Raw genomic sequence first — 22,822 nt, forward strand, 5'->3', positions numbered from 1 at the left:
AAGAAATTTTAAATTTTCCGGTACCGTCTTAGAGCAGCGATATTCAATATCATAAAGAGGAAGGAGAACGCGAGCAGCATAAGCAGATCTTTATAAATCATTTCCCATCCAAAGCCTCTCACCATTACATTTCTTAATGCTTCAGCAGCGTAATACAAAGGCGTAAAAGGGCCGATCCAGCTTAGCCACTCTGATATAGTCTCCAGATTGAATAACCCCGAGAAAAAGATCTGGGGAACCACAATAAGCGGGATGAATTGAATCATCTGCAGCTCGTTATTGGCAAAAGAAGACAGCAGGATTCCCAGAGTCAATGCAGTCAGCGAAAGAAGCAGTGTGATGAGCAGGACATAGCCAAAAGATCCTTCCATCAGCATGCCAAGCACATAGATTGCATACCAGGCGATGATGGCAGCCTGGATCATGGTGAAAATCCCAAATCCCATGATATATCCCGCAACAATTTCCCACCTCCGAAGCGGACTGGTCAAGAGCCGCTCAAGCGTACCAGTTGTTCTTTCTCTCAAAAAGGAAACACCGGCAATCAGGAATACAAAGAAAAAAACAAAGAATCCCAGCAGCACCGGGCCGAAATAATCAAACTGCCCCATGTCGCCCGAGCCGAATAAATAATCGATCTTTATTTCCTGATTCATGCCATTTTGCTGCAATGGCTTCAATGCCTCCTGAACCCATCTCACCACAGCTCCGTTTACACTCGGGTCGCTTCCTTCCAAAACCAATGATGGCGGCATCTTATCAAATATCAGATATGCATCCAGCTTTTTGTCTGATAAATCATTTTCTGCCAGCTTCTCTGTTTCATAGTGTTTGAGTTTGGCATTTTCAAGATTAAGCTGAGCCTCCAGCTTTTCAGGGATATCAACGAGGCCAATTTCAGGCAAATATTCATCTCCGTTAAACACAAGGTGAAGCATAGTCAGGACGAGGATAGGGGCGAAGATCAATAGAGCCATTGTCCGTTTATCTCTTACAATCTGGCGGAGTATCCGTATAACCAGGGCCATGATCCTCATATTAAGCACCTCCATATGCCAGGAAGGCATCTTCAATATTGGCAGAGCTGGTTTGCTGCATTAATTCTTCCGGTGTTCCAGCTGCAATGAGCCCTCCGTCTCTAATCATGCCCAGCCTGTCGCACTTTCCCGCTTCATCCATGACATGAGTCGTCACCAGGATGGTCGTTCCATTCTCCTTCAGGCTGTTAAAAGATTCCCAGATGCTTTTTCTGAGGACAGGATCGATTCCAACTGTAGGTTCATCCAGGATGAGGAGACCGGGACTATGCAAAAGGGAAATGGCAAGGGAAAGTCTTCTTTTCATACCCCCTGAATAATCGGAAACCAGCTTGCCGAGGTGATCCGTTAACGAAACAATTTCCATGACCTCATTCATCCGCTGCTTTTTTTCTTTTCCTTTTAATCCATACAGTGCTGCAAAAAAATCAAGATTTTCCTTTGCTGTTAAGTCGGTGTATAGGGCGTCGGATTGTGCCATATAGCCAATTCTTTTGATCAAGTCCAGCTGGGGCATTTTTTCGCTGAAAATATAGTTTTCCCCCTGTGTTGGCACCTCAAGTCCTGCCAGCTGTTTAACAAGCGTCGTCTTGCCGGCTCCAGATGGACCGAGCAGGCCAAAAATTTCGCCCTCGTAAATCTCAAGGCAAATGTCTTTTAAAACCTGTTGCTTTCCATAAATCTTGGATACACTTTGAATGGAAACAATTGGACTTTTCATCAGTTCACTCCTTTTTAAAAAGTGAGTAATCACTCACATAAATAATAATCGAAGTACAGCCTGTTTGTAAAGTGAGTAATCACTCATTATTTTCAGTAATACAGGAACTTTAAGTATGAGCAGGCTTTTGTGAGTTAAGTCACTACTTCCCGAACTCATGTTAGCTAAAATATTTCTAATAGAATAGTAAAAGCGGGGGATGGGAATGGAATATGAAAAGCAGGATCATAGGCGGTTAATCGATGAATTTTTAGGCAAGATTGAAATCTTTAAAGAACTCCCCAGTGAATCCATACTGCTGATCGATAAACGAATTATTAAGAAAGCTTATTTAAAAGGCGAAAGAATTATGTCTGAATATGAAGTCGCCAAAGGAGTTTACTTTGTTCATTCCGGCATTGTGAAGCTGACGAAACAGGATGAACATGGCAACGAACTCATTACCTGCATTAAGAAAAAAGGCGAGATTTTTGCAGAAGCCAACCTTTTTAACCAGACGGGCCAATCCTATCCTGCGACGGGTACAATGGTTCAGGATGGTGAAATCTACTTTCTGAAAACGGATGATCTGGAACAGGAGCTCTTGTATTCACCGGAAATGGCTGTTCAGATTATCCGCTATATGAGTGAATCGCTGCGTGATATGACCTCCATTCTGAGGGACATCGCCCTGCTTGATGTGTATACAAAAACAGTCCGGACATTGGAAAGGCTCGCGGAAAAATTCGGCGCCAACCACTGTAATAGGATGCATCTTGAGCTTCCCATAACCGTCCAGGAATTCTCCACCCTTGTCGGAACATCCCGGGAAAGTGTCAGCCGGGTTTTTTCCAGACTGAAAAAAGAAGGAATCATCGAGATTACAGGCAGAAAAATCGTCATTGTGGACTGGTGCAAATTTTGCTCCCTTTACCATCAGAGGCTGTAAGGGCAAGTTACTTTTAAGGTGAGCAAGTACAAATTTAAAATTCAAGAATGTTTTGCTCCACAAGGAATGCTTCGACTGCTTTATCATCTCACATTAAAAGCGCTAGCTTTTGGGAGGACGCAGCGTTCTTAGCCTGTGTTCGCGCTTCCGCTTTTCTTAGTCAGCCCGGCTTTTTTGTTATATAATAGAGTCATAGAATCTATTACTCTGAGGTGCAAAGCATGGCTGATTTTCGTTCCAGTGAGATTATCAATAAACCTGTACATGAAGTATTTGATTATATGATTAAAATGGAAAATGTCCCTGAACTCATGCCGTTTGTTGTGAAAGTGGAAAAACAGACCGAGGGCGAGATCGGAAAAGGAACAAAGTTCATTGAAACCCGCATGGTCAGAGGGAAAAAAATCAGTGCAGATATTGAAATCATTGATTTTGAACAGGACAGATCCTATACCACCCGCAGCAATGCCAATGGATTGATAACAGAATATAAATATGATTTTCATGAAATAGAAGAAGGAACGCAGGTGGAGATGGAAGCAAGCGTCAAAACCAGCGGCCTTGTCGCCAAATTAACGAAGCGTTTCATCGTGAATATTGTGAAGCGGGAAGACGGAAGCCAGCTTCAGTATTTGAAGGAAATGATGGAGAAATAAGAAGAGCGCAAGGCGCCTTGACTATCCCCCGACACATCATGGGAGCATTTTCTTAACGGTTTTCGTCGTGTGATGATGAAACTTGCTAAGCTTACCTGGAGCTAAAAGGAAAACAGGGAGCCTCTCCATTAGAGAGGCTCCCTGACTTATTAATCCCTTTTTTCATCCAAAACTAGAATGACCGTACCGCCCGCATTTCTGCCGGGCAGTTTGACTTTAATCTGCTGATTTTTGTCCACTGAATATTTCTTTCCGGAATATTGGTCAATGACCTTGCTGCCGGCGGCAAATGGGACTTTTACTGTTACTTTCTTTTTATCCGTCATAGTGTTTATGCCTACAACAGCATTTATGCCGTTATAGGAGCGGTTAAAGACTAGATACCCGTCAGCGTCACTGCCTGCGAGCTTTTCGCGTGTACCTTTTGAAAACACTGCCGAGTAATCCTTCCGGATGTTAAGGAGCTTCCGGTAGTGCTTGTGCATGTCATTTCCGATTAGGGACCAGTCAAAGTCATAGCGGTTTTCATTAAACTCTCCTTTATCCATATCTCCTGCATGTTTGCCGGAAAGCCCGATTTCTTCCCCATAATAGATAACTGGCTGTCCCTTTGACGTTATTTGGAGGGCAGAGGCGATTTTCATTTTGCCCCAATCATTGCCCGCACTTGTAATCAGGAAGCCGTCTTCATCATGACTGCTTAAAAATTGGCCAAGAGCTGCCGTATTTGAGAGCTTATCATTTCGAGCCTGTAATTTTGCTTCAGCTGCGTCGATTTTGCCGTTAATGAAATCAGCAGCGGTATGTTTAAAATCAAAATCGAGGATGGAGTCCATTTCGCCGCTGTTCAGAAAGCCTCCATGCTCATCGATGTGGCCGCCGTAATATTCGCCGATGATTTTAAAGTCAGGCCTGATTTCAGTCAGGGCATTTTTAAATGCTTTCCAGGTTGTGTGCTCCACGTGCTTAACGGTATCCACACGGAAGTAGTCAATCGTATCCCCGCGGTCTGTTCTTGCTTTTTCAAGCCAGTCTGTCTGCCAGTCAATAATTTGTCTGCGGACCTCTTCTTCCTCCGTTTTAAAATCAGGCAATCCGGCCAGCTCGCCGCGGATGGCATCATTTCCTCCATCCCGCAGCATGCCGGCAAAGCGCTCACGGTCAGCATCAGAAGGGAAGTTGGGAATTCCAAGCCCAATGGAGGGATCGTTTTCCTTTAATCCATATCCGGTATGATTCAGTACCACATCCACCATCACTTTTATGCCGCGGTCATGCGCTTTTTCCAAAAGCTCCTGGAATGTCTTAATGTCCCCAAGATGCTCATCCAATTTTGTAAAATCCTTTGCCCAGTAGCCGTGATAGCCATATTGGTTTCCATCTTTATCATGGCGCAGGTCCCAATTGATGTTGTCGACGATCGGTGTAATCCAAATCGTGTTAATGCCAAGGTCCTCTAGATAATCCAGTCTTTCAATCACACCCTGGAAATCCCCGCCATGATAGGTTTCCAGATGGGACGTATCATAATTTGAATGGTTTGGATCATCGTTGGAAGAATCTCCATTGTTGAAGCGATCTGTCAGCATAAAGTAAATGCGTGCTTCATCCCAATCAAAATCCTCCTTTTTGCCGCTGAAGGTGCGGGTTTTGACTTCAACGGAAGCTTCTCCCTCATGAAAATTCCCATATTCATCAATCACTGTGATCGGCAGCTTCTTAATGCCTGCCGTTACAGATTGATCAATGGAAATGGTGTGCGCATTTAATGCCGGGTCAATACTGACTTTGCTGCTTCCGCCGATAGCAGATAGGTCAGCGTAAGCTTCTTTAATAGATACCTCAGGATCTGAAAGTATTGTTTCAATAGACAAAACGGCATTTTCATTGTATGAAACTTTATTTGGATTCACGTCAGTTCTGATCTCTGCTGTTGGGTTTTTATAGGTGATGGATGACTTCTCATTAAAAGGATCTTTCATTTCCGAAGTCTCTCCATCTCTAGTAACAAGGAAAGAGTACTCGTATGTGCCTTCTTTTAAGTGATCAATCGTCACAAAGAAACGTTCTTCCTTAAGGGAATACTGCATATCATAAATCTGTCCATTCAACTTTGCCTGAACCTTTTCAATCGAATCCATTTTTCCCTGTTTGAACAGCTCCGGATCTCTAAAATAAAGAGTAAGACTGCCATTGTTCAGGAGAGGACCCGTAAGAGAAGGGACCTGATAGAATTCACTCTGGCCGCTTTTGACAATAACCTTGGTGTACTTGTCATTCCCTGTTTTAATATAGCGGTCGGCACCATAAGGATCCTTTTGATCCCAGCCTGTTCCTTTGCGAAGCACAAATCCCATTTGCTCAGTCTGCTGGCCAATTTCAATCAATGCAACAGCCCCCTTGTCATTGACTTCGGTAAAATCTGCCTGCCCATCCTTTATGCCAGTCTGCCAGGTCCAAATGTTCCAGCCTTCATAATCGTGATTGTCTCTTACATACGTAAACTCAATAAAACGACGGTTATCTTCAGCATTCCGATCGTCAAATTCCTCTTTTGAGTAATAAACGGTTTGGTCGCCCTCAGCGAGCCATACTTCTGCCTCATTTTGGCCATCAGGCATGGTAATGGTTCTGGAAACATCCTGAGTATCCCAGTTTCCGGGACGGGGAATGACATGGATTTTACTCGAAGGAACGGAAACCTCAGCTTGGGCAAATCCTTCTGTCCGGTTAGTAAATGGGTAAGCCTTGCCGCTTTTTTCATCCTCCCATGCCCATAGATCCCAATTGAACTGCTCGCCGTCATTGCGCCAGTAGTTTATTGTATAGCTATTCATTTGACCGATAATGCTGAAGCTATGCTCTAGAGTATAGCCATTGAATTCGCCAATGACAGTTACGCTTCCTGCTTCAGCAGAATCAGAGATTGCCAGCTGATTATTTTTTACCTCAACACCATCTGCCTCAGTTTTTAATTTCCAGGATGGCTGCACATCTTCAATAGTGCCGTTGCTATGTACTAGTTTGGCCGAAAGAGGAATCATGGTGTCTTTTACAGCTTCAGCAGGCATTTCAGTTTTTAATCCGCTAATAGCCAGTAAGCTGTTTCCATTAGCAGTCCTGCTGTTTGCCGGGTCTGTAATCCAATTGTCTTCATCCAGAATAAATTTATATTCATAGACTCCAGGTGACAAATGAATAGTCTTTGTCCAAATATTGTTTGCGCCTTTCGTCATTGCTAACGCTTTATTTTGCCAATCGGAAAAACTTCCGGCAACCCGAACCTGCTGAGCTTCTCCCTGATAGGAGAAAGTAACTTGATTCCTGTCCACAACAGGGCTTTCGCCTGAGCTGGCAGAGGATGAATGCGGGTGAATTCCTGTGAATAAACTGAGAATCAGGCTTAGCAGCATGATCAAGATGCCAGCTTTCCTATATCTGCCCATAAAATTCCCTCCCTATAATTGGTTGAGTAGAAGTAGTGCAATCGATTGCACTAAAAAGTAAATGAAACCGCTTGCATAAACTTAAGTAAATTCTAACATCATCATAGGGAAAGCTCACTCATGGGCAGAAAGTAGTTAATATTCAGAAAAAACAAAAAGCCGCTCTGACAGCAGAGGCGGCGTATTCTATTTTTAGAATTTATAGGTCCAAAAACGCTCTTTATACATTCTGGCCAATACTTCAGGCTCTTGCTTTTTAATGCTTTCTTCCATATTCGCTGCCATCAGCTGTGTCTGTGAGGCATGCGCCTTGATGGCTGCAACTTTCCTGTCTGCAACCGCACTGACGTCATTGACAATATCAGCCTGGCCGATTTCTTCCTCGCAGTTATTGGCGAATGCGACACAGTGAACCTTCGGACGCTTGTCAGCAGGCAGCTCTTTTACGGCACGGATCACAGCAGCGCCTGTTGCGTCATGATCCGGGTGCACAGCGTATCCCGGATAGAACGTGATGATGAGGGAAGGGTTGGTCTCACCAATGATGACTCCGAGTCTGTTCGCGAGCTTTTCTTCATCCTCAAACTCCACGGTTTTATCCCGGTACCCCAGCATTCTTAAGTCCTGGATGCCCAGAACCCTGGCTGCTTCCTCCAGCTCTTCTTTGCGGATTTTCGGCAGAGTTTCCCTGGTGGCAAAAGGGGGATTACCCATATTGCGCCCCATTTCTCCGAGCGTCAGGCATGCGTAGGTGACAGGTGTGCCGTTATCGATATGTAAGGAAATCGTTCCTGAAACGCCAAATGCTTCATCGTCCGGATGTGGGAAGATGACGAGTACATGTCTTTCCTTTTCCATCATGGTCGTGCTCCTTTCCATTTGATGTCCTCTGAGCCCTGTTTATTCAAAAGGTGTTTCACTAATTTGCAGGGCGACTGCAAGCTTGCCGCTGAAATCGTGGCCGGCTAAAAGGAGCCTGTCTTGTTCATCGACTTCAAAGTGGGTAATTCCTTCAGCATACACCCAGCCAAAATTCATTTTCAATCCAACCCGGTAAGGGCCTTTTCCGGTGATTTTTCCATGCTCATATACCAATTTGGCATTGCGGATATAGGCGCCTGAAGAAAAGAAGCTTTCATCAAAATGGGAAGCATACGCCCCATTCGTTGTTTCCAGATGAATAAAGACCTCTTTATTGGCAAGGCGGTCGATCTCTTTTTGCACATGTTCTATCACTGCTGGTTCCACTCTATAGTCCCCCTTCCGTTTTATCTTCATATCTTCGTCTGAGACGGCATTTATATGTTTATCTTACTAAAAAAAGAAGTGAAAAGCGAAAAAGTAATCTCAATGAAGACTGCCAAATAGATATAACGGCGAAAAATTTATATTATCCGCGGGAAAATCAATATAACCGCGAAAAAATCAATATATCCGCTAAATCCCCGTTTTATACGCGAAACCGCCCATTTCGAAAAAACAGAGCCCCATTCGGACTCTGTTCCATCATGCTTATTCTGATTCCAGACGGCCTGCACCATATTTGCGGTACGCGCCAGGCATCGTAGGGCCAACATACTCATTTAATTTGAAGCCATGGTTGATAGCAGCCGTAATGAATTCCTTCGCAGTCTGAACCGCTTCTTTGACAGGCTTGCCTTTCGCGATTTCTGCTGTGATCGCAGAGGAGTAGGTGCAGCCTGCGCCATGAGTGTAAGTCGTTTCAACGCATTCGCTTTCATAAAGAGTGAACTCTTGTCCATCATATAGAAGGTCAACGGCTTTTTCATGCTGCAGCTTGCTTCCGCCCTTGATTAATACATACTTCGCACCAAGTTCATGAATTTTAACAGCTGCTTCCTTCATGTCCTCCACAGTCTTGATCGGACCTTTTTTAGCCAGCTGCCATGCTTCAAATAAATTTGGTGTTACTACTGTTGCAAGCGGTACAAGCAAATCTCTTAATGCTTCATTCAATTCAGGATGAATCGGCTCATCCTCACCCTTGCATACCATGACAGGATCGATAACAACATGATCCAGGCTGTTTTCTTTAATGGTCTTTGCCGCAATTTTAATCACTTCTTCAGAACCCAGCATGCCTGTTTTCATTGCATCGATTCCTGTAGAAATAATCGTTTCAATCTGTGTTTCCAGAATGTCTGTAGAAATCGGGAAAACGTTGTGGCTCCAGTTATTTTTCGGATCCATCGTCACAATTGTAGTCAGCGCAGTCATCCCGTAAACGCCAAGCTCCTGGAATGTCTTAAGATCAGCCTGGATGCCGGCGCCGCCGCTCGTATCCGAACCTGCAATGGTCATAACTTTTTTCATTGTCATATGCTTAATTCCTCCTTGAAATGCTGCTGGATATCTTTTTCTAATTATAACAATAATTGAAAAGGGTAAAAACTATAACGGACTGCAGATAGCATTAAGTTAATCGCTCCTTCAGGCAAAAATACAGCGCGATATTACCTGAACGCACATAAAAATAGCTATGCGCACATAAATCGAGCTTATTCGCACGTAAAAAAAATTTATCCGCACATAATGGAATTTCTGATTTGCTCAACGTCACAATTTTGCCACCTCCAGAGGCCTTCATAAAAGAAACAAGCCGGAATTGATGATAAAATAAATAGATAACGATATGCTACATCGAAAGACGGTGAGGAAAATGAGCAGTACAGGCATCATTTTGGCAGGAGGGCATTCAAGCCGGATGGGGGAGAATAAAGCCCTTCTGAAAATTGGCGGCAAAAGGGTTATTGAACGAATCGCCGATCAGCTGTCATCTATATTGCCCCATATCATCATCGTAGCCAATAAACAGGAGGATTATCGGTTTCTTGGCCTTCCCCTTGTGAGCGACCGCTGGAAAGAGAAGGGGCCTCTTGCAGGAATTCATGCCGGCCTGTCTGAATCCGGGACACAAAACAATTTAATTGTGGCATGCGATATGCCATTCATATCCGGGGAGCTTGCCAGGCTTCTGCTTGAACAGCTGAATCAGCATCAGGCATCCGTACCTGAAATTGAAGGGCAGCTTCACCCGCTTTTTGCAGCATACCGAAAGGATGCAAAAGATGCAGCAGAACGGGCATTGGGGGAAAATAAGCTGCGGATCCGCCAATTCCTGCAGGATATAGATGCTGCAATCTTGAAGGAGGATCAGCTTAAAGAGATGGGATTTTTATATAAGAATGCTCATTTTTTTAACATGAACCGTCCTGAGGAATACCAGCTGGCACTGAAAATGGCTGAAGATGCCTCAAAATAAGGATACATTCATTTCCATTCCAGCTCTGTCTATGTCAAAATCAAATAAAACGAGGTGATTCCATGAAATTTGAGATTTCTAAAGACCCGATCGATATCCAAAGTGTGATCGATAAAGTGGTGCAGCGGGAAGCGGGAGCGATTACGACCTTTATCGGAACAGTCCGTGAGCTGACACATGGCAAAAAAACACTTTACTTAATATATGAAGCGTATGAATCAATGGCTGCGAAAAAACTGGAGCAGATCGGAAACGAGATAAAGGAGCGCTGGAATGGGGCAGAGGTAGCAATTACCCACCGGACAGGCAAACTGGATATCACCGATGTAGCGGTGGTCATTGCAGTTTCCACTCCACACCGTGCGGATGCTTATGAAGCAAACCGCTATGCAATTGAAAGAATTAAAGAAATTGTGCCGATCTGGAAAAAGGAACACTGGGAAGATGGCGAAGAATGGATCGGAAACCAGCTGGAAACAGTGGCATACCCAAAAGGAAAACCGGAGGCGGAGGATTTACATGAATAAAATTATGTTTTTTGCCCATTTGCGGGACCGTGTTGGAGAAGAGTCTGTGACAAAGGATGTCGGCGGCAAAACAATCTCTGAGCTGAAACAGATGCTTGAGGAAAATTACGAGCTGAAGCTTGATTCAGTCATGGCAGCTGTGAATGAAGAATTTGCTTCAGATGATGAAGTCATTCAGAACGGAGATACAATCGCCTTTATTCCTCCAGTCAGCGGAGGATGATGGCAGCTTCAAGAGAGGAGGGGCCGCATTGTCTGAAAGGTATTCACGCCAGACTTTGTTTCCGCCTATTGGAAAAGAGGGTCAGGATAAAATCCGCTCCAAGCATGTGGTGATTGTCGGTGCCGGCGCTCTCGGCTCGGGAAATGCGGAATTAATGGCGCGTTCAGGTGCCGGCAAACTGACAATCATTGACCGGGATTATGTCGAGGAAAGCAACCTGCAGCGCCAGCAGCTTTTTGCCGAAAGCGACGCCTTAGAAAAAATGCCCAAAGCGGCAGCAGCAGAAAAACGGCTAAAACAGATTAATAGTGAGGTCGAAATCCGCTCAATTATTGGCGACGCTACTCCGGAAAAGCTGGAAGAGCTTGCGGAAGGGGTGGACCTGATTCTGGATTCGACTGATAACTTTGAAACCAGGATGGCCATTAATGATATCTCTCAAAAATTTAATATTCCATGGATTTATGGAGCCTGTGTCGGCAGCTTTGGCATGAGCATGACCATCATTCCCGGGAAAACGCCATGCATGAATTGCTTATTGAAAAAGATTCCGATCCAGGGGATGACCTGTGATACAGGAGGAATTATTGCCCCAGCTGTGCAAATGGTCGTCGCCCATCAGGCAGCTGAAGCGCTGAAAATTCTGGCTGAGGACTGGGAAGCCGTGCGTACCGCTATGGTCAGCTTTGATTTATGGCGAAACCAATACACAAGCATGAAGGTGTCAAGAGCGAAAGATGAGGGCTGCTTATCTTGCGGAACAGAAAGAACGTATCCTTATCTGCAGCCGGAAAACATGATGAAATCCACTGTTCTCTGCGGAAGGGATACTGTTCAGATCCGTCCGCCAAAGGAGCAGGAAATCGAATTCGCTGAAATCGCACGGCAGCTGAAAGCACTTGGCTTCCAGGTGAAGGGCAATCCGTATTTGCTTTCCGTCGAAATGAAGGAGCAGCGCCTTGTCCTCTTTAAAGACGGACGCGCCCTTATTCATGGCACAAAGGATTTAGCTCAGGCGAAGTCCATTTATCAGCGGATTATGGGTTAGAAAACTAGTGCTTTTTCATTATATATATGCCCCTTCCTTTTTTGTAAAATAAAGACAAAAAGACAGAAGAGGTTAACAATGATTACATTCATGTATTTTTTCGGGTATTTGTTTGACCAGCTGCTGGTCAATTTTATAGGGCTGGTTTTGATCCTTTACAGCTTTATCATTCCGGTTACCCCTATGTATAAAACAAAGCGTCCTTCAGATTTAATCGTGCATATAAGCCGGATTCTTTTCGCTATCATTCTCCCATTCCTGAACTTTTTCTACTTTTTATTCAATAGTGGAGACTGGGCGACAGGTGCCGGCATTACAGCGCCGGAGCATTTCAGCACGTTCATCTGGCTTCAGGCAGGTCTGATTGTGCTGCCTGAACTGGTTTTTTTCATCCTGTCAAAAGTTAATGTAACCAGAGTCTGGTGGTATGTGCTTTACCCTGTATTGCTTATTGGGTTATGGGTCTTGATGTTTTAAGGGCACAAAAAAAGCGATGAAGAATCTTCATCGCTTTTTCATACTGTCTAGCTCCAGCGCCTACCCCCTCGATGTGTCGGGGATGGGCAAGGCGCCTCCGTTTTTCAAGTTATTTCACTTCGTCTGTACCAACAATAACTAACTTGCCTTCGTCCAAAACTTTTTCATATTGTTCTGCTTCTACTGTCGTTAAACCAACAGATTCAAACTTTGAACGAAGCTCATCTCCGCGCTTTTTGAATACGTTGCCGACAGAATCGAATAAACCCTGCTCTTTCATGCCTACTTCACCTGTATCCGTAGCGTCAGAAAGGTGCTCGGAACGATCCTTGTCATGTGCGAAAATATAGATGTTCTCCTTATTGAATCCCTGGCTTTGCAGCAGTCCAATCGTATCAGTAGCCTGTACACCATTTTCAACAACTTCAACTTTATACATATATAACATCCTCCTTAAAAGATTTGCAGATTTATTTAAATGGCAGCCTGTCCTGCCGTTATATTTAATACATATCCGTTCTGAAATTTTTTAAACATGTATGCAAAAAATGAAAGATTATGCCATGATAACCAATGGGTAGTAAGAGTACATATAGACTTTTCAAATAAGAGGAGGGAGTGTTGGCAGATGAAGCGAGTCTTAAGAAATGACTGGCAGGAGATTTTGGCAGAGGAATTCGAGAAACCCTATTATCTCCATCTTCGTGAATTTTTAAAAAGAGAATATGAGGAGCAAACCATTTATCCGAGGCAGGAGGATATTTTCAATGCTCTCCAATATACAGCTCATAAAGACGTAAAGGCAGTGATATTGGGGCAGGATCCTTATCATGGGCCCGGGCAGGCACATGGATTAAGCTTTTCGGTTCAGCCTGATGTAAAGCTGCCACCATCACTGAAAAATATATTCAAGGAAATGCAGGATGACCTGGGCTTCGAGGTGCCAAACAATGGCTATCTATTAAAATGGGCTCAAGCAGGAGTGCTGCTCTTAAATACGGTTCTGACCGTCCGGTAAGGGCAGGCGCACGCGCATAAGGGGAAAGGGTGGGAAATTTTCACCGACACAGTCATACAAAAACTGAATGAAAGGGAAAAGCCCGTTGTGTTTATTTTATGGGGAAAACCGGCTCAGGAAAAAGAAGTTCTGGTTGATGCTTCTAAACACTATATAATAAAATCGCCGCATCCAAGTCCATTTTCGGCAAGGAAAGGGTTCTTTGGCAGCAGTCCATTTTCAAGGACGAATGAGATATTACAAGAGCTTGGGGACGAGCCCATTGACTGGAAGATTCATGATCTCTGATTCTATTCGTCATGTTTCACGTGAAACATACCGTTTCGTGTAAGAGAATAAGAGAAGTGCTCGAAATATGCTCTGTTCGAGAAGGGAAAGATAAATGAGTTCACAGAAAATCGATTGTTTTAAATGCAAATATTTCTATGTTACATGGGACCGGAACCACCCAAAAGGATGCAGGGCTTTTCAGTTTAAACTGTCTAGCTCCAGCGCCTACCCCCTCGAGGGTCAGGGGTGGACAAGGCGCTTCCGCTTTTCTTAAAACCAGACAGATGACCTCTCTCGAAGTTTTTCGGGCATCCGGTCATCCTTTGTTTGCGTTTTGAAAAGAAAAACTGATAAACTTTATATGACCGGTAACATAGGCCATTTTTTATAAAAAGAATGCAGCATTTTTTTGAACTTCGGGAATGTACATCGGAAGCAGCCTGATCCCTGAGGGTCGCTGCGGGCACAAGGTGCTTGTGCTTTTCTTACAGAAAGAGGTGTAGAGAATGAATATCTCTGTTCAGAGGCTTTTAGGGAAGATGGAAAAGGAATTGCTGGAAGCGAAAAGCAGCTCTTCAGACGCCAGAATAAGAGAAAGAGTGCAGGCGATCAAGTCATTATGCGAGCTTGTTTTGGAAGAGTCGGATACCGGAAGTGTGTCTGCTGCCGCTTCTATTAGCCATACATACAATACACCGCCACCGGCTCAGACAGCAGGGATGCAGCCAAAGAGAATGCAGATGGATGATGAGGCAAACGGCGATTCATTATTCGATTTTTAATAAAACGATAAGAGGTGCAGGGGACTATGAAGCTATTTATTATAATTGGAGCCATTAATGCTTTTTTAGCAGTTGCATTAGGTGCGTTCGGGGCGCATGGGCTTGAGGGAAAAGTGGAGCCGAAGTATTTGGAGATATGGAAAACAGGTGTAACCTACCAGATGTTCCACGCAACAGGCCTTTTGATTATTGGCATCCTGCTTGGCAAATTGCCGGCGACATCTTTATTATCCTGGTCAGGCTGGCTGATGCTGATCGGCATAATCCTTTTCTCAGGAAGCTTATATGTTTTAACATTAACAAAAATCAGTGTGCTGGGTGCCATCACCCCGCTTGGCGGAGTCTCATTCCTTGCGGCTTGGGTGCTCTTGATCATTGCGGCGGTAAAATATCTATAATAGAAATGGAGCTTTGACGGGGTGTCAAAGCTCCATTTTCATTATCTAGGAGAGTACTGCGACATCCCTTGCCCTCCGCCAAACGGATATTCATATTCTATTTCTTCATCAAACGTTACATAGTCTAAGTAGATCATTGGAAGGAGGATACGTTGGCCTGTTTGAGGGTCGCTAAGAATTAAGTGATCCCGTCCGGCCGCTTCAATGATGCCTTTGAATATTTTAGCGTTCCATTCCGTATTGTTTTCGAATGTTGCATAAACAGTCGCGAGTTTTCCTCTGTTCAGGCGAAGAATATTTTCGATGTAGGATTGTTCAAGCGGGAGCATGCCTGGAATAGAAGGAGCAGCTGCAGGTGCACCCATGCCGCCGGCGCCTGTACCTGCACCTGGAAACATTCCGCCCGAGCTAGCACCCGGAACTGTTCCGCCTGTTTGAGCAGGCTGAAACTGCGGCTGGCTCTGGAAGTTTTGCGGCATTTGAGTGCCGTCCGTGTAACGCTGCTGCTGGTAACCATAAAAAGGGTATTGACCATAATTTGATTGACTCAATGTTTTCCCTCCTAATAATTATAATAGCCATTTCTATCCGCATTTTTGCCATGGACTGTCGAAAGTCCTGCGGGTTGAATTTTAAAATAGAAACTCACTATTTCATTACTATGAAGGGGCATGTTTATTTATGACCTGTGAAAAAAGAAAAACTCCCAGCAGAGTGGGAGTTTTGGTGATTAAACGTGAAGGAACTTTTCAACTTTATCCTCTTCAAGGATGTTTCCGACGAAGAAAGAGCCGAATTCGCCGTAGCGGGCACTGACTTCATCGAAGCGCATTTCATAAACAAGCTTTTTAAATTGAAGAACATCATCAGAGAAGAGGGTTACGCCCCATTCGTAATCATCGAAACCGACTGAACCTGTGATGATCTGCTTTACCTTTCCTGCATACTGGCGACCGATCATGCCATGGCTGCGCATCATATTGCGGCGGTCTTCCATCGGCAGCATGTACCAGTTGTCATTGCCCTGGCGGCGCTTGTCCATTGGATAGAAGCAGACATGCTTCGCTTTTGGAAGCTCAGGGTAAAGGCGAGCCAGGATCTGCGGATTCTGGTATGGATCTTCTCCTGCCGGCAGGTAGTTGCTCAGCTCGACAACAGAAACATATGAATGAGCCGGAATCGTGAATTCAGCTAATTTGGTTTTGTTGAATTCGTTTTCAATTTCATTTAACTCTTCCATTGTAGGCCTTAAGATCATCATCATAAAATCAGCTTTTTGGCCGACAATTGTATAAAGGGCATGGCTGCCGTTTTTCCCGCTTTGTGTTGTATTCCACTTGTCCACTAGGGCCATAAATTCGTGGATCGCTGCCTGACGCTCTTCGCTGGGAGCCATTTTCCAAGTTGTCCAGTCAACTGTGCGGAAGTCATGTAAACAATACCAGCCATCAAGCGTTACTGCTGCTTCACTCATTATAATCACTCCTAATATGTACTAAAATTCTCATCATTACTATAACATAGTTTCTCCAATTAACATGTGTACAAAACTTGAAATGTTGGAATTCAGGCAGGGTGACAGGCACCTATACCAATTTGCCGAACTGGTTATAGGTGCCTGTCGCCGCAAAATCCCGTTTACAAAGCGGACATTATGGATATCTTAAAAAAGGTATGAAGATGGGCTATCAGAAGGATATTTATTATTGGAAATTTACCGAAAACAAAAACTTTTTAGTTGTAAACGCTAACAGCATGTGAACTCCTTGAAATTATTAGGATGAAGAGTATTCTAAGGGAGTATATAGGAGAATTTCTATTAAACTGAACGGAAAAATTATCGCCGTGGGAGGAATTAGCATGAGTGATTTATTCACAGTATTGAAAGAAAAAGTAACAGGGCAGAATTTAAGAATCGTTTTTCCAGAAGGACAGGATGAGCGCATTTTAGCGGCTGCGGGCAGATTGGCTGCAGAAAAAATCGTTACTCCGATCCTTGTTGGAAACATTGCAGAAATTGAAGCGAAAGCAAAGGACATGGATATCAGCCTGGATTCAGCAGAAATTTATGACCCAAATAACTTTTTAATGATGGATGAGCTTGTGGCTTCATTTGTTGAAAGACGCAAAGGCAAAGCGACAGAAGAAGATGCGCGCAGGATCCTTTTGGATGAAAACTATTTTGGAACCATGCTGGTCTACGCAAACAAAGCAGACGGCCTTGTGAGCGGTGCAGCCCATTCAACAGCTGACACAGTGCGCCCGGCTCTTCAAATCATTAAAACAAAAGAAGGCGTGCGCAAAACATCCGGTGTATTCATCATGGTCCGTGACGATGAGAAATATGTTTTTGCCGATTGTGCCATCAACATCTCGCCTGACAGCCAGGACCTGGCAGAAATCGCTATTGAAAGCGCGAAGACAGCCAGAATGTTCGATATCGAACCGCGTGTGGCCATGCTGAGCTTCTCAACAAAGGGCTCTGCCAAGTCTCCTGAAACGGAAAAAGTTTCGGCGGCACTTGAAGCGGCTAAAGTTCGCGATCCGCTATTGATCATCGATGGGGAATTCCAGTTTGATGCGGCATTCGTTCCATCTGTAGCTGAGAAAAAAGCTCCCGATTCACCAATCCAGGGAGATGCAAATGTATTTGTTTTCCCTAGCCTGGAAGCCGGAAACATCGGCTACAAAATCGCCCAGCGCCTAGGAAACTTCGAAGCAGTGGGACCAATCCTTCAAGGCTTGAACCGTCCGGTTAATGACCTGTCCCGCGGCTGCAACGAGGAAGACGTATACAAGCTTGCTTTAATTACTGCTGCTCAAGCATTGCATCAATAATACAGCAGCTTAGAAGCCGGTCCCTTGCGACTGGCTTTTTTGCTATAATGTATCTGTTATGGGCCTTTGGCCGATAAAGCTGTAGTTTTGGCCGTTAAATGGATACTAAATAGATAAATTCTGCCGATTTACTGGAAATATCGGCAAAAGGGGATCAAATGAAGATGAATTCGCTACAAGATTTGCTGATTCAGGAAGAATGGAGGGTCATTGACCAGTCTGCTGCGGGAATCCACTTAAATGCCCTGCATTCATTTGGGATGGATGATACGCTTTGTGCTTCTGTCGGGTCCGGTGCAGCGCCTGCGAGCGCGAGGACATGGGTTCACCATAATACGATCGTGCTTGGAATTCAGGATACAAAGCTGCCTTTCCTGAGTGAAGGAATCCATTTTCTAAAAAGCCAGGGATATGAAGTGATCGTTAGAAATTCCGGCGGCCTTGCCGTTGTCCTGGATCAAGGGGTCCTTAATATTTCGCTGATTTTTCCCGAAAGTGAAAAGGGGATTGATATAAACCGTGGCTATGATGCAATGTGGCTGCTCATTCAGGAGATGTTTTCCGATTTTCATATAGAAATAGAAGCGCGTGAAATTGTCGGCTCCTATTGCCCGGGAAGCTATGATCTAAGTATCGGGGGACAGAAGTTTGCCGGCATTTCGCAAAGGCGGCTGCGCAATGGCGTGGCAGTTCAGATTTATCTGTGTGTGGATGGCAGCGGTAGTGAGCGGGCAGATTTGATTGGCAAATTCTATTCTCTTGCTAAAAGAGAAGAACAGACGAAGTTCCTGTACCCTGAAATTCAGCCGGCTGTGATGGCATCCTTGTCGGAATTGCTGGGGACAGAGCTGACGGTTCAGGATGTGATGCTCCGCTTTTTGCAATCATTGAAAAAGAAAGCGGGCCGCCTCTATGCAGGGCAGCTGACAAATGTGGAAGCGGGCCTATTTGAAGCCTATTATCGCCGTGTGATAGAACGGAATGAGAAAGTACTTGGCAGCGAATAAATAAAAGAAGAGCCGCAGTCATGATCGATCTGCGGCCCTCCTTGAAAGGAATTGCTGCCATTTTCTCCTGCTCCCGCTGCCGGGAACACCTTTTTTATTTTGGAATTTTCAGCGTCTTAACTCCTGGGGAGGAAGGCGCTTCCACTTTTCTATTCCGCTACTCTCTCCAAATTGCCGTTGCGGTCCATTTTAAACTTGGATGCAGGCCTTTCTTCTTCATCAAACAGAACAAAATTGCGGGCTCTGTTCATAATTTTCATCAGTGTCTCGTAATCTTCCTGAATGGTTACCGTATTCTGCTCCAATTCGCCGATTTTGCTCTCAAGCACTTCATTCCGGCTTCTTAGATCTGCATTTTCGCGCTTCAATCTTTCATTCTCATTCTTTAGTATATCAAGCTGAATGCCTGAATGATTCAATGTTTGCAAGTATGCGATAACGGTATCCATATCCAGCTGTGCAGGCGGAGTATAAACCGGCTCTGAATAGGTGTAGGATGAGACCGTTTCTGTTTGGGAGTGCACTTCATCCTCTGTGCGCTCCTCGTAAAAATCAGCCGGTGACGGCGGTACAATTGCATTTGTCTGAATTGGCGCTGCTTCAACCTCCTGCATAGTTGGGACTGGCGGAGAGTATAAGAGTTTCTTTTTGCCGCCCTGATCCTTTCCTAGCATTCTTTGTCTCTGCTTGCGCTGTTTCTTGGCTAACTGAAGCGCTTTTTCATACTGGTGCCTTACCACAGCGTTCCAGCGGAATCCGCATGCCGCAGAGGTGCGGTTCAGCTTGTCTCCAACTTCCTCAAAAGCGTTTAACTGAGTGCTGCCTTCCCTCACATGCCGTAAAACGGTTTCTGCCAGCAATAAATCGTTTTCATCTGTCCAAGCGTCCTGACGTACTTTCATGTAACCTCAACTCCCTAAATTATTTCTTTTTGCTGTTGCCTTAGTTAAAGGATGGACATACTTGGCAGATTTTATACAAAGGTGATTAAAAGGATAGTAGATTTTTTTAAAATTTTATTTTTCGCTAGATACGTATGGCGGTTTTGTGGAGATTACTAAGATTCACCACTCAAGTTAATGATTACACCTTGCAATAGAGCTGGATAAGTTTTAAAATAGCCTGTAGCAGTTGGCAGGGCAGTCCTTTTAATCTGAATAGGAATGCCGTGCAGCGGACATGCTTTAACGAAGAAGATGACCAGGCGCGAAATGCGCGGATAAAGCTCCCGGAACGGGGAGCGCACAATATAAAAGATTGACCGCAGAAAGGGTTGTAATAAATGGCAAACGAATTTCGTGTTTGCGACGATTGTCAGGCTGTAAATCTGAAGACATTGATACCTCGATTAAAAGAGATAGATCCTGAAGCAAAAATTGATGTTGGCTGCCAGTCCTATTGCGGGCCAGGCCGCAAAAAAACATTTGCTTTCGTCAATAACCGTCCCCTTGCCGCACTGACGGAAGAGGAATTGATGGAGAAAATTAATAAAAAGCTGAAAAAATAAAGATCACCCTGACTTCTGTCCTGAGGTGATTTTATTTTTTGCCTGAGTTTATGATTGAGCTCTGATTGGTAAATAGACTTAGGAGGCAAAATTGTTTTTAGAAAAGTCGAAAAATATTTCTGGAGCAGATGATTGGTGTATCGCGGTTTCTGTCGAAGAGCCATGAAAAACAGAGAATTTTATGATGAATTGACACCGTAATCGGGATATAATAGGTATACGCCAGAAATTGGGAACAACAGGTTCGGAAAGTGTGGAAACAGGAAAAGCGGAGGGTACGGAATGGCATATTCAGCGGAAAAGTTAAGTGAGGAAAAAGTATTTAAAGATCCCGTTCATCGGTACATACACGTCAGGGATAGAGTGATCTGGGATTTAATCGGGACCAAAGAGTTTCAGCGTCTTAGAAGAATAAAGCAGCTCGGAACAACTTATTTAACCTTCCATGGTGCTGAGCATAGCCGCTTTAACCACTCGCTCGGAGTTTACGAGATTGTGCGGCGCATTTCCGATGACGTCTTTTTTGGCAGGCCGGAATGGGATGACGAAGACCGCATCCTGACCTTATGCGCTGCACTACTCCACGATTTGGGGCATGGCCCGTTCTCACACTCCTTTGAAAAAGTATTCGATCTTGATCATGAACATTATACTCGGGCGATCATTCTCGGCGATACCGAGGTTCATCAGGTGCTCACAAGGGTAAGTGCCGATTTTCCGCAAAAAGTGGCAGATGTGATTGCCAAAACTTCTAAAAATAAGCTGGTGGTCAGCCTGATTTCCAGCCAGATTGATGCGGACCGGATGGATTATCTGCAGCGTGATGCTTATTTTACCGGCGTCAGCTATGGCCACTTTGACATGGAGCGGATCCTGCGTGTCATGAGGCCGCGGGAAGACCAGGTCGTGATCAAGCAGAGCGGGATGCATGCTGTTGAGGATTACATTATGAGCCGGTACCAGATGTATTGGCAGGTTTATTTCCACCCGGTTACACGCAGTGCCGAGGTGATCCTGACCAAAATCCTTCATCGTGCGAAAGATTTGCATGAACAGAAATACAGGTTTAAATATGATCCCATCCATTTTTATTCTTTATTCAATGGTGAAATTACTCTTGAAGATTATATAAAGCTCGATGAAGCTATTATTCTTTATTATTTTCAGATGTGGCAGGAGGAAGAAGATCCAATACTGAAAGATCTCTGCTGCCGATTTATGGACCGGAATTTATATAAATATGTGGAATTCGACCCGGCGAAAGAGTATAAGAAGCTGGCAGAGCTGTCAGCTTTGTTCAAAAAGGCAGGCATCGATCCGGAATATTACCTGGTCGTCGATTCTTCATCTGATTTGCCTTATGATTTTTACCGTCCGGGCGAGGAAGAAGAAAGACTGCCGATCCATTTGCTGCTGAAGAATGGGGATATCCGCGAGCTTTCCCGCGAATCGGAGATCGTGGATGCCATTTCAGGGAAACGACGCACTGATCATAAGCTGTACTATCCGTCTGATTTTATTGCAGACGACAGCAAAAAGCCAAACATTAAAAAACAGATTAGAACGCTGCTGGAAATCGATTAAGACTACATAATTGGTTTTCTATAGATACGGGAAAAAACGGAGTAGGAGATGAAGAGCTTTGTTAAAGGATCACGCCAAACTAATGCACGCCATTGCAGTCTCTGATGAAATCGTGGGACGGAAAAAGCTGCAGAAAATGATTTATATCGCCAAAAACATCGAATTTCCCTTTCAGGAAAGATTTCAATTTCACTTTTACGGACCATATTCGGAAGAATTGACATTAAGGGTTGAAGAACTCTGCAATATGGGATTCTTAAACGAAGTAAAGGAAAAAAAGGGCGGCTACTATCAGTATCGATACACACTTACTGAAACAGGCAAGGAATTTTTGGACATTAACGCTGTCGACATGCCGAGCCTCCAGGACTGCCTGCATGATATGAACGGCCAGAATGCAAGATTCCTTGAACTCGTCTCAACGGTCCTTTATTTTAACGACCTCCCAAAAGAAGAAGTGAAAGAAAAAGTCTTTACCCTAAAAAGCAAACAGCGATACACGGATGAAGAAGTGGAACAGGCATATCAATATATTGAAAGCTTAAGAGAAAAAGCCGGGCTGCATTAACGCCTGGCTTTTCTTTTTTGCTGAATTTCTGAAAGGAAGTCTTCCGCACATAAATCGGAGCTATCCGCACATAATTTTTTTTATCTGCAAGTAAAATGGTGCTATCCGCACATAAAAAAATTTATCCGCACATAAAAAGCGTCTGGATGAGAAAAATCCATAAAAAAAATGCAGTTTCCGTATGGAAAACTGCCCTTAATAAGAAATTCTACTGATCGCTTAAGCGTTTTCCGCCGACAGCATAGTGATTTTTGGACATTTCTTCGATAAATACGACAATTTTATCTTCAGGTGCCCCAGTCGTTTCGCTTACTGCAGCTGTTACTTTTTCAGCGAGCGCTTTTTTCTGTTCTTCAGTGCGTCCTTCAAGCATTTTAACGGTTACGTATGGCATTTTCTTTTCCTCCTCACTATGTATGCTTGTATTTTTCCACTTTTTCTCGCAATGTGCAAGCTTGATTCCCTCTCCTGCCGGCTGAAAAGCCAGGCTTTATTTATACATAC

Annotated in this window: 25 protein-coding genes and 1 pseudogene; 15 read left to right on the forward strand and 11 right to left on the reverse strand. The window is 44.2% G+C overall.

Annotated features, from left to right (window positions below):
* Positions 1–8: 8 nt before the first annotated feature.
* Both ACEQ1T_RS19915 and ACEQ1T_RS19920 read right to left on the reverse strand, forming a co-directional pair.
* On the reverse strand, positions 9–1,037 hold the full coding sequence (locus ACEQ1T_RS19915) for an ABC transporter permease (protein ID WP_370224403.1): 1,029 nt from the start codon (positions 1,035–1,037) through the stop codon (positions 9–11).
* Position 1,038: 1 nt separating this feature from the next.
* Positions 1,039–1,758, reverse strand: coding sequence for an ABC transporter ATP-binding protein (locus ACEQ1T_RS19920; protein WP_370224404.1), 720 nt, complete (start codon positions 1,756–1,758; stop codon positions 1,039–1,041).
* A gap of 205 nt (positions 1,759–1,963) precedes the next feature.
* Here ACEQ1T_RS19920 and ACEQ1T_RS19925 point away from each other — a divergent pair, with 205 nt between their 5' ends.
* Together ACEQ1T_RS19925 and ACEQ1T_RS19930 are read left to right on the forward strand one after the other, a co-directional pair.
* Complete coding sequence (locus ACEQ1T_RS19925) at positions 1,964–2,686, forward strand: Crp/Fnr family transcriptional regulator (protein ID WP_370224405.1); 723 nt, start codon at positions 1,964–1,966, stop codon at positions 2,684–2,686.
* Between the two features lie 221 nt (positions 2,687–2,907).
* Positions 2,908–3,342 carry an SRPBCC family protein gene (locus ACEQ1T_RS19930; protein ID WP_206840865.1) on the forward strand — a complete coding sequence of 145 codons (435 nt, stop codon included), beginning with the start codon at positions 2,908–2,910 and terminating at the stop codon, positions 3,340–3,342.
* A 149-nt stretch (positions 3,343–3,491) separates the two neighbouring features.
* Here ACEQ1T_RS19930 and ACEQ1T_RS19935 read toward each other — a convergent pair whose 3' ends face one another.
* The 4 genes from ACEQ1T_RS19935 to pdxK all read right to left on the reverse strand — a co-directional run bounded on the left by ACEQ1T_RS19935 (position 3,492) and on the right by pdxK (position 9,128).
* On the reverse strand, positions 3,492–6,788 hold the full coding sequence (locus ACEQ1T_RS19935) for an alpha-amylase family glycosyl hydrolase (protein ID WP_370224407.1): 3,297 nt from the start codon (positions 6,786–6,788) through the stop codon (positions 3,492–3,494).
* A 192-nt stretch (positions 6,789–6,980) separates the two neighbouring features.
* Positions 6,981–7,646 (reverse strand): bacillithiol biosynthesis deacetylase BshB2, encoded by a 666-nt coding sequence (gene bshB2, locus ACEQ1T_RS19940; RefSeq protein WP_206841078.1) that lies wholly within the window; start codon positions 7,644–7,646, stop codon positions 6,981–6,983.
* A 42-nt stretch (positions 7,647–7,688) separates the two neighbouring features.
* The gene (locus ACEQ1T_RS19945) at positions 7,689–8,036 is read right to left on the reverse strand and encodes a YojF family protein (RefSeq protein WP_370224408.1); all 348 of its coding nucleotides are present in this window, start codon (positions 8,034–8,036) and stop codon (positions 7,689–7,691) included.
* Between the two features lie 264 nt (positions 8,037–8,300).
* Positions 8,301–9,128: a pyridoxine/pyridoxal/pyridoxamine kinase gene (gene pdxK / locus ACEQ1T_RS19950; RefSeq protein ID WP_370224409.1), complete on the reverse strand. Its 828-nt coding sequence runs from the start codon at positions 9,126–9,128 to the stop codon at positions 8,301–8,303.
* A 340-nt stretch (positions 9,129–9,468) separates the two neighbouring features.
* On the opposite strand from pdxK, the gene ACEQ1T_RS19955 reads away from it, so the two are divergent.
* The 5 genes from ACEQ1T_RS19955 to ACEQ1T_RS19975 all read left to right on the forward strand — a co-directional run bounded on the left by ACEQ1T_RS19955 (position 9,469) and on the right by ACEQ1T_RS19975 (position 12,346).
* The gene (locus ACEQ1T_RS19955) at positions 9,469–10,071 is read left to right on the forward strand and encodes a molybdenum cofactor guanylyltransferase (protein ID WP_370224410.1); all 603 of its coding nucleotides are present in this window, start codon (positions 9,469–9,471) and stop codon (positions 10,069–10,071) included.
* A 62-nt stretch (positions 10,072–10,133) separates the two neighbouring features.
* Positions 10,134–10,598, forward strand: a complete 465-nt coding sequence (locus ACEQ1T_RS19960) for a molybdenum cofactor biosynthesis protein MoaE (protein WP_370224412.1) — start codon at positions 10,134–10,136, stop codon at positions 10,596–10,598.
* On the forward strand, positions 10,591–10,821 hold the full coding sequence (moaD, locus tag ACEQ1T_RS19965) for a molybdopterin converting factor subunit 1 (protein WP_370224413.1): 231 nt from the start codon (positions 10,591–10,593) through the stop codon (positions 10,819–10,821). Before ACEQ1T_RS19960 ends, moaD begins: the two co-directional genes overlap by 8 nt.
* Positions 10,822–10,849: 28 nt before the next feature.
* The gene (locus ACEQ1T_RS19970) at positions 10,850–11,869 is read left to right on the forward strand and encodes a thiazole biosynthesis adenylyltransferase ThiF (RefSeq protein ID WP_370224414.1); all 1,020 of its coding nucleotides are present in this window, start codon (positions 10,850–10,852) and stop codon (positions 11,867–11,869) included.
* Positions 11,870–11,947: 78 nt separating this feature from the next.
* A complete protein-coding gene (locus ACEQ1T_RS19975; RefSeq protein WP_370224415.1) occupies positions 11,948–12,346 on the forward strand; it encodes a hypothetical protein in 399 nt (132 codons plus the stop codon).
* Between the two features lie 109 nt (positions 12,347–12,455).
* On the opposite strand, the gene ACEQ1T_RS19980 is transcribed toward ACEQ1T_RS19975, so the two are convergent.
* The gene (locus ACEQ1T_RS19980) at positions 12,456–12,785 is read right to left on the reverse strand and encodes a general stress protein (RefSeq protein WP_206840847.1); all 330 of its coding nucleotides are present in this window, start codon (positions 12,783–12,785) and stop codon (positions 12,456–12,458) included.
* A gap of 189 nt (positions 12,786–12,974) precedes the next feature.
* On the opposite strand from ACEQ1T_RS19980, the pseudogene ACEQ1T_RS19985 reads away from it, so the two are divergent.
* From ACEQ1T_RS19985 to ACEQ1T_RS19995, 3 genes and pseudogenes are all read left to right on the forward strand, one after another.
* Positions 12,975–13,652, forward strand: a pseudogene (locus ACEQ1T_RS19985) (uracil-DNA glycosylase).
* A 488-nt stretch (positions 13,653–14,140) separates the two neighbouring features.
* The gene (locus tag ACEQ1T_RS19990; RefSeq protein ID WP_206840844.1) at positions 14,141–14,416 is read left to right on the forward strand and encodes a YwdI family protein; all 276 of its coding nucleotides are present in this window, start codon (positions 14,141–14,143) and stop codon (positions 14,414–14,416) included.
* 26 nt (positions 14,417–14,442) lie between these two features.
* Entirely contained in the window at positions 14,443–14,814 is a 372-nt protein-coding gene (locus ACEQ1T_RS19995) for a DUF423 domain-containing protein (protein ID WP_370224417.1), read from the forward strand.
* 41 nt (positions 14,815–14,855) lie between these two features.
* Here the strand turns inward: ACEQ1T_RS19995 and gerQ are convergent, their stop codons facing one another.
* Complete coding sequence (gene gerQ / locus ACEQ1T_RS20000; RefSeq protein ID WP_206840840.1) at positions 14,856–15,365, reverse strand: spore coat protein GerQ; 510 nt, start codon at positions 15,363–15,365, stop codon at positions 14,856–14,858.
* 179 nt (positions 15,366–15,544) lie between these two features.
* Complete coding sequence (gene hemQ / locus ACEQ1T_RS20005; RefSeq protein ID WP_009332332.1) at positions 15,545–16,288, reverse strand: hydrogen peroxide-dependent heme synthase; 744 nt, start codon at positions 16,286–16,288, stop codon at positions 15,545–15,547.
* Positions 16,289–16,674: 386 nt separating this feature from the next.
* On the opposite strand from hemQ, the gene pta reads away from it, so the two are divergent.
* Together pta and ACEQ1T_RS20015 are read left to right on the forward strand one after the other, a co-directional pair.
* Positions 16,675–17,652, forward strand: coding sequence for a phosphate acetyltransferase (pta, locus tag ACEQ1T_RS20010; protein ID WP_206840838.1), 978 nt, complete (start codon positions 16,675–16,677; stop codon positions 17,650–17,652).
* Between the two features lie 164 nt (positions 17,653–17,816).
* Complete coding sequence (locus tag ACEQ1T_RS20015) at positions 17,817–18,659, forward strand: lipoate--protein ligase family protein (protein WP_206840837.1); 843 nt, start codon at positions 17,817–17,819, stop codon at positions 18,657–18,659.
* A 149-nt stretch (positions 18,660–18,808) separates the two neighbouring features.
* Here the strand turns inward: ACEQ1T_RS20015 and ACEQ1T_RS20020 are convergent, their stop codons facing one another.
* A complete protein-coding gene (locus ACEQ1T_RS20020; protein WP_370224419.1) occupies positions 18,809–19,561 on the reverse strand; it encodes an RsfA family transcriptional regulator in 753 nt (250 codons plus the stop codon).
* A 380-nt stretch (positions 19,562–19,941) separates the two neighbouring features.
* On the opposite strand from ACEQ1T_RS20020, the gene ACEQ1T_RS20025 reads away from it, so the two are divergent.
* The 3 genes from ACEQ1T_RS20025 (at position 19,942) to ACEQ1T_RS20035 (ending at position 22,318) form a co-directional block, all read left to right on the forward strand.
* Positions 19,942–20,166 carry a DUF1450 domain-containing protein gene (locus ACEQ1T_RS20025; RefSeq protein ID WP_009332328.1) on the forward strand — a complete coding sequence of 75 codons (225 nt, stop codon included), beginning with the start codon at positions 19,942–19,944 and terminating at the stop codon, positions 20,164–20,166.
* Between the two features lie 282 nt (positions 20,167–20,448).
* Complete coding sequence (locus tag ACEQ1T_RS20030; RefSeq protein ID WP_370224421.1) at positions 20,449–21,750, forward strand: HD domain-containing protein; 1,302 nt, start codon at positions 20,449–20,451, stop codon at positions 21,748–21,750.
* Positions 21,751–21,808: 58 nt separating this feature from the next.
* The gene (locus ACEQ1T_RS20035; RefSeq protein ID WP_206840830.1) at positions 21,809–22,318 is read left to right on the forward strand and encodes a YwgA family protein; all 510 of its coding nucleotides are present in this window, start codon (positions 21,809–21,811) and stop codon (positions 22,316–22,318) included.
* Between the two features lie 208 nt (positions 22,319–22,526).
* On the opposite strand, the gene ACEQ1T_RS20040 is transcribed toward ACEQ1T_RS20035, so the two are convergent.
* Positions 22,527–22,712, reverse strand: a complete 186-nt coding sequence (locus ACEQ1T_RS20040; protein WP_009332324.1) for a 2-hydroxymuconate tautomerase — start codon at positions 22,710–22,712, stop codon at positions 22,527–22,529.
* Between the last annotated feature and the right edge of the window lie 110 nt (positions 22,713–22,822).

This window comes from Cytobacillus sp., assembly GCF_964223445.1.
Classification (GTDB): domain Bacteria; phylum Bacillota; class Bacilli; order Bacillales; family Cytobacillaceae; genus Cytobacillus.